Origin of the sequence: Clostridium guangxiense (assembly GCF_021043395.1) — a bacterium.
GTDB classification, from domain to species: Bacteria; Bacillota; Clostridia; order Clostridiales; family Clostridiaceae; genus Clostridium_S; species Clostridium_S guangxiense.
The window spans coordinates 266171-280046 of record NZ_JAJNKE010000001.1; the positions used below are offsets into that span (position 1 = coordinate 266171).

At 30.0% G+C, this 13876-nt stretch carries 14 protein-coding genes; 1 reads left to right on the forward strand and 13 read right to left on the reverse strand.

Annotation, left to right across the window (positions count from 1 at the left end):
* The 3 genes from LQK79_RS01370 to yunB all read right to left on the reverse strand — a co-directional run bounded on the left by LQK79_RS01370 (position 1) and on the right by yunB (position 3467).
* The gene (locus tag LQK79_RS01370; protein WP_231015207.1) at positions 1–897 is read right to left on the reverse strand and encodes a nucleotidyltransferase domain-containing protein; all 897 of its coding nucleotides are present in this window, start codon (positions 895–897) and stop codon (positions 1–3) included.
* Positions 898–912: 15 nt separating this feature from the next.
* A complete protein-coding gene (gene hflX / locus LQK79_RS01375; RefSeq protein WP_231015208.1) occupies positions 913–2709 on the reverse strand; it encodes a GTPase HflX in 1797 nt (598 codons plus the stop codon).
* An 83-nt stretch (positions 2710–2792) separates the two neighbouring features.
* Entirely contained in the window at positions 2793–3467 is a 675-nt protein-coding gene (yunB, locus tag LQK79_RS01380; RefSeq protein WP_231015209.1) for a sporulation protein YunB, read from the reverse strand.
* A gap of 185 nt (positions 3468–3652) precedes the next feature.
* On the opposite strand from yunB, the gene LQK79_RS01385 reads away from it, so the two are divergent.
* Positions 3653–5986, forward strand: a complete 2334-nt coding sequence (locus LQK79_RS01385; RefSeq protein WP_231015212.1) for a transglycosylase domain-containing protein — start codon at positions 3653–3655, stop codon at positions 5984–5986.
* Positions 5987–6045: 59 nt separating this feature from the next.
* Here LQK79_RS01385 and LQK79_RS01390 read toward each other — a convergent pair whose 3' ends face one another.
* The 10 genes from LQK79_RS01390 to LQK79_RS01435 all read right to left on the reverse strand — a co-directional run bounded on the left by LQK79_RS01390 (position 6046) and on the right by LQK79_RS01435 (position 13800).
* On the reverse strand, positions 6046–6621 hold the full coding sequence (locus LQK79_RS01390; RefSeq protein ID WP_053241046.1) for a stage V sporulation protein AE: 576 nt from the start codon (positions 6619–6621) through the stop codon (positions 6046–6048).
* Between the two features lie 7 nt (positions 6622–6628).
* Entirely contained in the window at positions 6629–6988 is a 360-nt protein-coding gene (spoVAE, locus tag LQK79_RS01395) for a stage V sporulation protein AE (protein ID WP_053241047.1), read from the reverse strand.
* Positions 6981–8009 (reverse strand): stage V sporulation protein AD, encoded by a 1029-nt coding sequence (gene spoVAD, locus LQK79_RS01400; RefSeq protein WP_231015214.1) that lies wholly within the window; start codon positions 8007–8009, stop codon positions 6981–6983. The genes spoVAE and spoVAD overlap by 8 nt, the downstream gene beginning before the upstream one ends.
* Positions 8010–8020: 11 nt before the next feature.
* Entirely contained in the window at positions 8021–8473 is a 453-nt protein-coding gene (gene spoVAC, locus LQK79_RS01405) for a stage V sporulation protein AC (RefSeq protein ID WP_231015215.1), read from the reverse strand.
* Between the two features lie 261 nt (positions 8474–8734).
* The gene (sigF, locus tag LQK79_RS01410; RefSeq protein WP_231015217.1) at positions 8735–9493 is read right to left on the reverse strand and encodes an RNA polymerase sporulation sigma factor SigF; all 759 of its coding nucleotides are present in this window, start codon (positions 9491–9493) and stop codon (positions 8735–8737) included.
* A 61-nt stretch (positions 9494–9554) separates the two neighbouring features.
* Complete coding sequence (gene spoIIAB, locus LQK79_RS01415; protein WP_053241050.1) at positions 9555–9989, reverse strand: anti-sigma F factor; 435 nt, start codon at positions 9987–9989, stop codon at positions 9555–9557.
* A 13-nt stretch (positions 9990–10002) separates the two neighbouring features.
* On the reverse strand, positions 10003–10338 hold the full coding sequence (gene spoIIAA / locus LQK79_RS01420) for an anti-sigma F factor antagonist (protein WP_053241051.1): 336 nt from the start codon (positions 10336–10338) through the stop codon (positions 10003–10005).
* Positions 10339–10562: 224 nt separating this feature from the next.
* Positions 10563–12317, reverse strand: coding sequence for an Eco57I restriction-modification methylase domain-containing protein (locus LQK79_RS01425; protein WP_231015219.1), 1755 nt, complete (start codon positions 12315–12317; stop codon positions 10563–10565).
* Between the two features lie 26 nt (positions 12318–12343).
* Positions 12344–12979, reverse strand: a complete 636-nt coding sequence (locus LQK79_RS01430; RefSeq protein ID WP_053241052.1) for a cyclodeaminase/cyclohydrolase family protein — start codon at positions 12977–12979, stop codon at positions 12344–12346.
* A gap of 254 nt (positions 12980–13233) precedes the next feature.
* Positions 13234–13800: a nitroreductase family protein gene (locus LQK79_RS01435; RefSeq protein WP_053241053.1), complete on the reverse strand. Its 567-nt coding sequence runs from the start codon at positions 13798–13800 to the stop codon at positions 13234–13236.
* Positions 13801–13876 lie beyond the last annotated feature (76 nt).

Consider the following 13876-nt stretch of genomic DNA (forward strand, 5'->3'; position numbering starts at 1 on the left):
CTATATATAATACACATTTTCATTTATCAAACATACATTGTTTTTCAATTTGTATTCCCTGCTTTTTTTCTTTATTATGTTAAGCTGCCAAAGTTTATTTAAAATTTCTTCTGAATTTATATCAAACCCCTTAAAGAGAGGATCACTATTTATATCCTCTTCACTTAAAAAGCAATCTTTTTTTCTCATGTAATCAATTAGTATGTCAGATATTTCCTTAATATTTGAATTAATCATTGTTTCTATATAATTAATTGTACTTTTAATAGCTTCTTCTATATTTTCTTTTTCAAACAATAATGCATCAATACACTTTTTAAACTTTTCATCAGCATTTGTAAGCATACTTACTGCATCATTATTTATCATATATCCGGAATAATTCACATAGAGTTTTGAAAACTCACCTATACATTTAAAAACTTCACAATAAGCAGTGTATATACTTCCACTTATAAGGCTTTTTTTACAATTATCCATACTTTTAATAGCCTTTCCTAAATAAACAACATTCCACTTTTTTCTATCAATGTCAGGATAATATCTTCCACTATCATACCTTGCAGTTATTTCCATATCCTTTGAAAAAACAAGCTTTGAAGAAGCAAATATTCTATGGAAAAACCCCCCTTTAAGGTCACTTTCATTGAGCATTAAAAATTTACTTTTTCCTATAAGTTTTATATGAACTGAAATATCATTTTCTTCTGTATAAATATTTTTTATAACCTTAAGCTCTTCATCTACTATTACAAAAAAATCTATATCAGACCCATCCCATAGATCTCCCGATATCATACTTCCAAATACCATTACTGCAAGAACACTTTTATTTGACTTCAGTTTGTCAATTGTGGATAAATATGCTTTTTGATATTGCAAAATAGTTTTTTCCATAGCACAAATCACTCCTTAAAAATCACCAATCATATACTCTTTGCACTTGTTGTAGGTTTTCTCATCAACTATTACCTTTAGATAAGTACCATTTTCTTTAAACTCTTCAACTTCAACATTAGAATTTTTATGTATATATGCTACAAGCTTCTGATTATCGTAAGGAATTAAATACTCTACTTCCTTTGCTTTGCTTGAAATCTTAGCCTCAATTTCACTCAATAATTCATTTATATTTATTTTTTCTTTAGCTGAAATTTCAACAACATCGTATTCTGCACAGTAACTTCTTAATTCGTTTATTCTTTCATCTGTAACTTTATCTATTTTATTAAGTGCAACGATCATATTTTTGTTTATTGCCCCAAGCTCTTCAAGCACACTATTTACTGCATTAATTTGAGCTATTGCTGTCTCTGACGAGCTATCTATAACATGAATAAGTAAATCAGCATATATAGTTTCCTCAAGTGTAGATTTAAAAGATTCTACAAGGCTATGAGGAAGTTTTCTTATAAAGCCAACTGTATCAGTAAGTGCTACTAATCTATTATTTTTAAGTCGTATAGCTCTTGTAGTTACATCTAAAGTTGCAAATAGCATATTTGCTTCAAAAACACTTTCCTTGCTTGAATATTCCTTTGGTGCTGCAATTTCGCAAATCAAATTTCTAAGTGTAGACTTGCCCGCATTTGTATATCCTACAAGTGATACTTGAGGTAAATTGCCCGAATTTCTTTTTTCTCTTTGAATTTCCCTCGTTTTACTAATTCTTTTAAGTTCTTTTTCAAGGTCATATAACCTTTCCCTTATATGCCTTTTATCTGTCTCTAATTTTTTTTCTCCAGGTCCTCTTGTTCCTATTCCTCCACCAGTTCTAGAAAGTACACTTCCCAGTCCCTGAAGTCTAGGAATTCTATATTTTAATTGTGCCAGCTCAACCTGTATTTTTGCTTCTTTGCTCTTAGCCCTTCTTGCAAATATATCCAATATTAAAGTAGTTCTATCTATTACCTTTACTCCTATATTCTCCTCTAAATTTCTCACCTGTGACCCTGAAAGCTCATCATCGAATATAACTACATTAGCCCTTTTAACCTGCCTCAAAAGAGCTATTTCATCAACCTTTCCTTTTCCTATATAGTATGCACTATCAATCTTATCTCTTTTCTGCATAACATTAGCAACAGGCTCTACATTACAAGATTTTGCAAGCTCAGATAATTCTTTAATACTTTCTTCGCTATCTACACCTACAAGTATAGCTCTTTCAACATTTTCTTCCTTTACTTCGTCTATTTTCTTTAGTGCATCTTCTAAATAATCAACCTTATTCAGATAATTAAATTCAAGAATTTCTTCTAATTTTATAGGTCCTATTTCTTCTGAAGTCAATATATCATTTTCAATACTGCAAAATCCCAAGCAGAAGCCAGTTATATTTTTATCTAGAACTCCTATTGAAACTATGCAGTCTAATCTTAATTTTAATAATGCTGACATATCTACAGCAGAAAGTTTAGGATTACCATTTGGGTGCGTGTGTATCACTTTTATGCCAGAGAGCTTTTTATCTCTAACATCCACTAATGGCATTTCAACAGTAGTACTGTCACCAATAGAAACACTTACTACCTTTCCCTTTCTATTTATTGCTACACTTATTTCTCTATCAATAAAATTAGAAATTTCACTCATTAACTTTATAATCTCAAAGGTTATAATATTTGATTTTGGAACCTCCATATCATATATCTTTTCAAGCTCCTTTAAAATAGAAGTTCTAACTCCTTCACTATTTCCTAATACCATAACATTAACCTCTTTTCATCAATATTTTATGGCTTTGTAAATTCCATATAATTGTATACTAGAAACTCATTATTGTAAACATCTTACTTATCCTTTTCTGGAAGCTTAAACCCTGCATCTTTTAAGTCAAGTTGAAACGCGGAATCCGGCACTTTTCCAACAATTACAGTTTCAGATATTGGTATTTGATTTTTAATCTCTATATCATTATAATCAGTTGGAATAATAATTCTCACCTTAGTTCTAACATTTACATATATACTAAGCTTTGTTTGGTTAATTCCAGCACTTTCAAATACTGACCTATACCTAGTTTCAATATTGCCTATAGGCTCCATTTTTATAGTGACCTTAGGTCCAAAATATGAAAACAAATTATTTTTAAAAATATAGCTTATCGGAAGTTTTACCCCTAATTCACCCATTCTTTTTATATTGTTTTGGATATCTAGAGAAACATCGCAAGCAACCTTATTCATTTTAAGAGTATTTGCTCTAATAAGAGAAATGTTTCCATAATCATCTTTTTCTACTTTAATTATATCATCATAATTTAAATTATTACTATAATTACTTATTAAAACTTCATTTATAATTGAAATTACTTTCTCACGTATCTCAATGTCACCAGCTGCCAATACAGTAGGGGTCACTACTTTATCAAGAGCATATAGGAATATATTGAATATTATTAGTATAAATGTAAATATTATTAATATCCATATTTTTATTTTTTTCTTATTATTAATATTTATCACCTTCTAAAATTCTAATTTACAATCTACTTTAAACCTATTGTTTTTTACATTATAATAATATGTATAAATCAAATTTATTATTATTATAATAGGATTTTATGTAGATTATGTATAAATATGGATTTATTAATTCTTTATTATATGCTATAATTATTCAACATAGTGATTACATAAGGAGGAAATTTATGTCCGGAAATGTTAAAACAAAAAAAACAGGGAATATAAAATCAAAAAATAAAAAAAAGCGTTTTAGGATTTTAAAAACTATACTTCTTTTATTGTTTTTTATACTTCTATTAACTTCTGTAGCAACTGCTGGATTTGCTTTTGCAACAATAAAAGCAGCCCCAGCCTTAGATGTTGATGGAACTATATTAAATCTTGACCAACCTTCTGAATTATATGACGATAAAGGAAATGAAATGGATACAGTAATAACAAGTCAAAAAAGATTTGTCATTTCAATGAATGAAATACCAAGTAATTTGGCAAATGCCTTTGTCAGCATAGAGGACGAAAGATTTTATAAACATAAGGGTATAGATTTAAAAAGAATTGCAGGCGCATTTTATAATGATATTAAATCAAAAGTTAACAAACAAAATAACATTCAAGGTGCATCCACAATAACTCAACAGCTTATAAAAAGTAGGATGTTTCTTACTTCATCGCTTGAAAACAGGTTATCCTTAAAGAGAAAAATTCAAGAGGCTTACCTTTCTTTAAAGCTTGAAAAGGTCTTAACAAAAAAGCAAATATTAGAAGCTTATATGAATACTATATTTTTAGGTGGTCAAGCTAATGGAGTAGAAGCAGCTGCAGAACAATACTTTAGTAAGGATGCTAAAGATTTAAATCTGATAGAATGTGCCTTTATTGCAGGTTTAGCACAAAGTCCATCTGCATATTATCCTTTTTCACCTACTGCAGCTAAAAATCATAACATATATTTAAATAGAACCAAACTTGTGTTATTTAAAATGAAAGACAATAATTACATAACCAATTCTCAATATCAAAATGCATTAAACGATTTGAATAATAATAAATTAAACTTAGCTGCTCAAAAAATATCGAATAAATATACTTATGAATGGTTTTCACTTCCTGCAGTTAATGAGGTCAAAAAAGATTTAAAATCACAATATCACTATACAGATGAAGAGGTGGATAGCCTACTTCGTGATGGGAATCTTAAGATATATACTACTATGGATACTAATTTAGAAAATTCTGTTCGAGATACACTTAATAATACAAGTTATTTACGTTGGAAATCCAAAGCAGATAAAAATGGAATAATTCAGCCTGAAGCCTCTGCTGTTGTTTATGACTATCGTACTGGAGAAGTAAAAGCAATGGTAGGTGGAAGAGGCGAGCAACCTCCTACTTCTTATAACAGAGCTTATTCAAATAACTATTTAAAACCGACAGGTTCCAGCATTAAACCACTTACTGTTTATGCTCCTGCTATCGATCTTAAAATTGCAACAGCTCAATCTACCGTAGCTGATTCTCCTCTTTCAGAGGAATTACAAAAAAAGTATGGAGGCTATAATCCTACTGATGTAGAGACACCAACAAATGCACCAATGACTATAAGAGATGCATTAAAAATATCTTCTAATTTAGTTGCAGTTAAACTAGAAGATAAGATAGGTCTTGATAACGGAGCTGCTTACGCTGAAAAATTTGGTTTAAGTCTTAACCAGACGGATAAATCAAGTATAGCTGCTATGTCTTTAGGTGAAATCCATGGTACAAATACACTTACTATGGCCGCTGCCTATGGTGTATTTGGAAATAATGGTCTATATAGTACTCCAAGACTTTATACAAAGGTTGTTGATAAAAAAGGAAATATTCTTCTTCAAAGCAATTATTCAACACGTAAGGTTATTTCACCACAGGCTGCTTATGTTATGTATAATCTGCTTGGAGCTCCAATGAGCGATAATGGAACGGGTACTAATGCTAGAGCTGAACTTGGGGATATGCCAGCAGGCGGTAAAACAGGTTCAACTACAGATTTCAGAAATCTATGGTTTTGCGGACTTACACCATATTATTCTGCAGCAGTATGGGTTGGAAATGATGATAATTCTTCACCTAATGTTTATAGTAACGATGTGGCTGGTATTTGGGGACAAATAATGGCCATCGCTAATAAAGGCAAACCAATTAAAGATATAGTTATGCCTAGTGGTGTTTCACAGGTAGGCAACGATGTGTTTATTGACGGTACTCAACCTTCAAACTTAACACCAGATGATACTGCTACCCAGAAACAAAACAATACTAATAATGAAAGCGCACCAACTGTTAATAATAATAATAATCAAAACTCAACTTTACCTCAAAACAATAATAACGTACCGTCTAACACAAATGGTGATACTAATACTACTGCACCTGGAAATAACACTAATCCTTCTAACAGCACAAATAATAGTGGTAACAATTCTTCAAATGATGACAATACAGGTAATGACACCTCAAATAATCAAATTAAACATTAAAAATACATCTAGGATGAAGATAATACAATAAACTCTTCATTCTAGATGTATTTTTATAATTAATTAAATATTTTATTTTTTCTATTGTCATATTTACTTATAATTATATTTATAGCTTTAGTTAAAATAAAACATTCACTTTCTATATCATCGTTGCACCTCATTTTTCCTGGATCTCCTACTCCAATCACATAATTAACACTTGAAGGATTTATAGTGTTAACTGTATCTCCTATTAGTACCTTTGACATAGTTATATTTCCATGTTTATCTACAGAGTTTTCAGATATCTTACCATCTCTATTAATTGAACAATTTACTTTTATACCACTGGCGTTTTTCGTGTTAGAAGCAACGGCTATTATTCCCATCACATCAATTTCTCTGCTTTTAATCAAATAGTCTATAACTTTTTCGCCATTGCCCCTTCCTGTGTCTCCTCTATCATCTGCCATAACTATTACGGGGTCATTCTTTACACATTCAATAAGTCTTACCATTTCATTACCTGTAATTTTTGTAGGATTCCCGCTTGATATAGATAAGGTTCTACATCCTGTTTTAGCAGCTGCTCTTTCAATAACCTTTTGAGCTATTGAATCACCGTCTGTTACAATTATGACCTTTCTATTCAATTGCGCTTCATCCCTTCGTCTTTGAATTAAATATTAAAGCCATGATATATCCAAAAAATATCGATGCGGTTATTCCTCCAGCTGTTCCTTTTATTCCGCCCGTAAATGCACCTATAAGTCCACTTGATTTTACTTCCTTTATAGCAGATTTTGCAAGCGCATTTCCAAATCCAGGCAGTGGTACTGTAGCACCTGCTTTTCCGTATTTAATTAAAAAATCGTATACATTAAAAGCGCCAAGTATTACTCCTAAGGTCACAAGACTCACAAGAATTATTCCTGGGGTAATTGAGGTTTTATCTATTATTATTTGAACAATTAAGCACATTGCGCCCCCTACTAAAAAAGACATTATGTAATCAGTCATTTGTAGCACCTCCGAATTCTATGGAAACAGCATGAGCAATTCCTGGTATTGATTCTCCTTGAAGGTTTGATGTTGTACTCATCAAAGCTCCTGTAGAAATTAAAAGTACTTTTTTATATTTACCTTTAAGCATATTTTTATATATATACCCGCAATCTACAACTGCTGAACAACCACAACCGCTTCCTCCTGAATTTGTATTTTGCTTTTCACAATCATAAATTTTCTCACCACAATCCATGTAAATACTGCTTATATCATAGCCATATTCCTTTTTCAAAAGTTCCTGAGTTATTTGTCTTCCAACCTTACCAAGATCTCCTGTAGCAATAAGATCATAGTATGATGGTTTTCTTCCTGTGTCCTTAAAATGCTGTTTTATCGTATCAACTGCTGCTGGTGCCATAGCCTCTCCCATACTATCTGGACTGCTTACACCATAATCTTTTACTTTTCCTGTTGTTGCATAAGTAACGCATGGAAATTTTCCATTTTTACTAAGCAGCATAGCTCCCGCTCCTGTTACTGTCCATTGGGAATTTGGCTTTCTTTGAGAACCAAATTCAAGAGGATATCTAAATTGTCTTTCAGATGAAGAAAAATGAGATGAGGTTGCTGCAATAACATGATCCGCGAACTCACCTTCTATTGCCATTGCTGCTATACCAAGTGATTCTGTCATAGTAGAGCATGCGCCATAAAGTCCGTAAAAAGGTATTTCAAGTTCTCTTGCAGCGAAATTTGAAGAAGATAATTGATTTAAAAGATCTCCTGCAAATAAAAAGTCTATATCCTTTTCTGTAAGCTTTGCCCTTTTTATAACTTCGGTTATAACATTATATACCATACTACTTTCAGCTTTTTCAAAACTCTTTTCACCATTCATATCATCATTAAGTATAATATCAAAATAATCCTTAAGCGGTCCATCACCTTCTTTAGGCCCTACTATAGACACAGTTTTTATTATTTTAGGCTTCGTATCAAACCTAACTGTTTGACTTCCTACTCTTTTACTCATGCTTCAATCACCTACCTTACAAAAAAATAATATAATATTCCTACGATGACAGAAGAACCTATTCCATAGACAAGAACTGGACCTGCTATGGTAAACATTTTGGCTGCAACTCCAAACACAAATCCTTCTTTTTTAAATTCAATTGCAGGCGCTACAACAGAATTTGCAAAACCAGTTATAGGCACAATGCTTCCTGCTCCCGCAACATTAGCTATTTTATCATATACTCCTATACCAGTTAAAAAAGCCCCAATAAAAACCATTGCTATCGTTGTATAATTTGCACCCATTTCCTTGGGTAAACCAAACCTCATAAAAATATTAGAAATAAATTGACCAACATCACATATTAATCCCCCGATTATAAAGGCATTAATGCAATTTTTTACAATTTTAGGCTTAGGTTTTGAATTTTGAGATAAAGTTTTAAAGTCTTTTTTTACCTTTTCCTCGCTCACTTTCATAAGCTTCACTCCTTAAATTTACTTAATAAATTTTTTATTAATAGCTTAACTTTATTATGCGTATAATAATTTTATCCATACATGACTTTTTATAAATATAGATAGAAAACGTAAAACTTGAAAATTATAAATTTTAAGTCCTTAACTGTGAATTGTGCACTGTTACAAATTCTAATTTATAAAAATACACTTGACATATGCAATTTCCATATTTCAAGCTGTCTATATATACAAAAAAAAGACACACTTTTTTAAGTGCATCTACTTAATTAATTTTTCTTTCATTAATTTTAATACTCTTTTCTCAATTCTTGAAACCTGGACTTGACTTATGCCAAGCATCTTTGCGACCTGTATCTGTGTTTTATCCTTAAAATATCTTAATATTATTATTTGGCGGGATTTAGGATCCAAATTATTTATAGCCTCTTTTAAGACTATTTTATCTATAACCTCTGTATCTTCATCTACAGTTTTACTTATTTTATCAATTAAAAGTACTGGAGAACCATCATCTTGATGTACTACATCATATAAATATTGAGTATTTACTGTAGACTCTGTAGCGAAAACAATTTCTTCAGTATTTATTCCTGAAAATTCGGACAATTCTTCTATAGTAGGTTCTCTGTTCAATTTCTTAACTAATTTTTCTCTATCATAATGCAGTTTTCTTGCTGTATTTTTTACACTTCTACTAACCTTAATTAGCCCATCATCTCTTAAAAACCTTTTAATCTCACCCATAATCATTGGAACTGCATAAGTTGAAAACTTAACATTGTATTTACTTTCAAAATTATTTACAGCTTTTACAAGTCCCATACATCCTATTTGAAATATATCATCGTATTCATACCCTCTATTTAAGAATTTTCTGCTTATCGCCGAAACAAGTGGAAGATTATTTTTTATTAATTTATCTAAAGCTTCTTTACTTCCTTCTTTTGCATATTTTATTAGCTTTCTATTATCATCGTAGTTATATTCTTCCTTCTTGACAACATTTTCACTTTCCATAAATTACGGATTTCCCGCTTTTTCCCTCCTCCTAGCCATAATGGCAGTTAAGTAACTACTTTTATTTTTTAACTGAATAGAATATTTTTTTCATTGAGACCTTTGTACCATTTTTATATTCAGATTCCACCTTTATATTATCCATAAAACTTTCCATAATAGTGAAGCCCATTCCAGACCTTTCTAAGTCAGGTCTAGATGTATACAATGGTTCTCTAGCTTTTTCTATGTCAGCAATTCCTATACCTTTATCTATAATCTCAACTGTAAACTCGTTACCATCTATAGATGCCATGATTTGTACTATTCCTTCTTCATTGCCTTCATAACCATGAATAATAGCATTAGTAACAGCTTCTGATACAGCAGTTTTAACATCTTCAATTTCATCAATCGTTGGATCAAGTTGAGATACAAATGCTGCCACCGTAACTCTTGCAAAACCTTCATTTTCAGATTTAGCTAAAAATTCTAGCTTCATTTTATTATTAGACATTAAAATCCCCCCATTAAAAACTTTCAACAGCTTCTTTAAGACTGCTATAAACTTCTATTATTTTGTATATACCTGATAGTTCGAAGACTTTCTTTATAGACTTATTGACATTTGCAATACATAAGTTAGAATTAAGCAATTTCAACTTTTTATATCTACCTATAATAACTCCAATTCCAGAGCTGTCCATAAAAGTAACATTTGAAAAATCTAAAATTACTTTTTTGCATCCTCCTCTTTCTATCCTATCGTCTATTTTATTTCTAACTTCATCAGAACTATGATGGTCTAATTCACCTATAATAGCTATTATTAGCTTATCATTTTTAATTTCAAATTCCAAATTCATATAAAGCATCCCCTCAAAATTTATTCTTTATATGTATTCTGCAATTCATTATGTTTTCCTTTATTTATTATAAATGTTTTATATTTCAATTATTGACACATTGCATATATAATATTCACTAAAATAATTATATTTTTAAGTTTACTTATAAAATTTCCAAAATACAACATAAAACAGCATGATTACAGTTAAACCATGCTGTTAATAAATCTTATTTTACTAATTTATTCTTTATTAACGCCGTTTTCAATTATATGCACTTCAGTCTCTGTAAAGTTAAACACTTTATACATATTTTCTTCCGTATAATTACCATTAAAATTACTCATAGCTGGTATATATAATTTCATAATTGTATTTGGGTAATATTCATACAAATCATTTCCAAGTTTTTTAGCAAATGTCTTGAAATAAAATTCATATACCTTACTATTTAGTATATATAATAAATAGTCATAAGTAAAATGAATTTTATCTTTTAGTATAAGTGAGTATATATCTGCACTAAAATAACTTCCATAATCAAGTGCAAATCTATTACTTGAAGATTTAAATGGGAAAACTATTTTTTCGTTTTCAAATATACCTCTATTTCTTCCCCATTGAAGTTCATACCAATTTCTTATTCCTTTTATGCATTCTCTTCTCAGTAATAATTTTTCCTTAAAATTACTTAAATGCTTTAATGCATTAGGATATGCTTCTATATTTTTAATTCCATCAGTATATATAATATATTTATTCTCAGCTTCTACATAATTTTTTCTTATAACCTTGCTTTTAATCCACCGTCTAATAAGTTCTCTTTCTATATACTCATTTTCTATGGTTTCATTATCAACTATAAATGCCTTGTCACAACCAGTTATTACTCCCTGAAAGCTATCACATATGTCATATAGTCTACTGCAGCTGCCTTGCTCGATTTTCCTTATTATATTCTTTTCATCATCATTTATAAGTATCCACCCGCTATCATCGAGAGAAGATTGTTTTACTAAAAATTCATTTATGTTGTTTGTACCATTCGAAAAAATAGAATCATAAAAATGCTTCTTATTATTACCCTTAACATAACAAGGTTTTATTACCTTTATATAATTATTACTCGAACATTTTTTCATTAAAAAAATCATTATTGGATCTATTCCGACATTTTTGAATGGTCTTATGCCATAGAAATCTACAATTTTATATATAGAAGAAAACTGTTTTAAAATTTTTCTTAGCTTTTCACCGCTTAAGGCCTCTAAAAAATACCTAGAAGTTATAAATCCTAATTTTCCATTTTCTTTAATAGATTCTATGGACTTTTGAAAAAAGCAATAAGATATATCTCCCTTATCCTTATATGTACAGTACAACCTTTTTAAACTTAAAGAATAATCTTTATCCATAGCTTTAAGTCCAATATAAGGTGGATTGCTTAAAAATATGTCGTATTTATCATCTATTTTCTCAATCAAAAAGTCTTTTCTTAAAAAGTTATTTGTAAAACATAATGACTCACAAAACAAGTCTAAAACTAGTATCTTTATTGCCGTTTCATCTATATCAAAGCCAAATAAATTATTTTTAACTATGTGATAATTTAAGTTTGCCTCATCTAAACTTAAGTTGTTTTTTTTGTTTATCTCATGTAAATTTTGTCTATAAATTTCTCTTAAATATTTAAAAGCTGGAAGTATGATATTACCACTTCCACACGCGGGATCAACTATTTTTATGAACGGATTCTCTATTATATCTTCATATTTTATAGTATTTTTAACTATATATTCTGCAATTTGGGGAGGCGTGTATACAACCCCTTTTTCTCTATTTAATGATATATATTCATAGTAAATATTTGAAAATTCATCATCTATGCTATATTTTTGTCTTACAGTATTTATTTTTAAAAGCTTATCTTCAAGGTTATTGGAATTTTCAATTGTATCATACAATTTATAAATTTCACTCACAAAATTTTGCTGCATATTGCCTCCATCCTAAAAATGTGAACTTAAATACTTTCATATATAAATCTCATAATTTTGCTCTTCCATTCCTCGCCCTTAGCACTTAAATCCATGCATTTTTTATCCATATCATGTTTTAGCTTCTCATCTTTTATATAGTTTAAATTAACTTTAACATTAAGAATACAGCTTTCCAGAGAAGCTTGTACCAAGACTGCTGCAACACCCGCATCAGATATTAAATTTTTATTTCCATAATTACATGCAGTCCATATTATAGGATACAATTTATAAACATTTTCCGCTACTATCATTGGAATTTTAGCTGCCTCTTTAGTACAGTTTTCTATGGCTAGTTTTCTTGCAATTTTTTGTTCTTCATTTTCTTTAGGTAATTTATAAGAATTCATAAGTTTTAAAAAAGCTTCCGCATCTTTATCAATATACAATGTAAAAAATTTTATAAGTTCGTTCGACTCCTCTAAACTACGCTTTATGAGTTCTTTAATTTCATCTGAATAATTCTCATATGCTTTTTTTCCTACTGTAAGATTAAATACCATGCTATTTAACGCAGCCGAAATAGCTGACACAAGTGCAGCACCGCCACCACCTCCTGGTGCTGGTGCTGCAGATGCAAGCTTACTTAAAAACTCTTCAACTGTTAAGTTTTGCATCATTTTATTTTCTTCCTTTCTTTTAGTGCTAAATCACTGTTTTGTAATTTCAATAAATTTATTATACAATCAATAAATTCATTAATCAACTTAGCAAAACATAATGGTTTTAGCATATTCTAAATAAGATTTCAGAAAGCATTGAACCTCTGAAACTTAGATATGTTTCCAGCGAAACCAACTCAATTAAATTCAAGAGAACTTTATCAGCTCTTGAATTTAATTAGATTCTTTCTAAATTATATAATGATAATTTATTATCTAGTTATAGCAAAATGCTTTTTGTCACTATAATCCATACTCCAATAATTTTTATAGACATGGTCACGTAAGTCCTTAGGTTCATTGTGAGATTTTGATTCTGCAAACTCACCAACTGGTGTTACTGCTACAACAGAATACTTTTCTGGTATCCTAAGTGAAGTTTTCACCTTATTTTCATCTAGTGAAGCTATCCAGCAAGTTCCATATCCTTCGTTTGCCGCTGCAAGTATAAAATGTTCCATAGCTATTGCGCTATCCACTAGATAATACTCTTTTCCATTTATTTTTCCAGAATCCTCTGGATCACCAACAACAACCGCAACTATCGGAGCCTCTTTTAAAGCTTCTGCTGCTTCACCAGTGTCATTTAAAACACATTCAGCTATCTCATTTTTCTTTTGCTCATCATCTACTATTATAAAGCTATATGAAGTTTTATTTTTCCATGAAGGGGACATCATGGCCGCGTTTATTATATTATTTAATTTTCCATCAGGAATTGGCGTATTTTTAAATTTTTTTATACTAGTTCTCTTTTTTATAACTTCATAAAAATCCATAAAAAATCACACTCCTTACATATAGAGTGTTCAAAAACTAGGTTTTTATTCATTGGTTTTGTTATAAATAAATGCT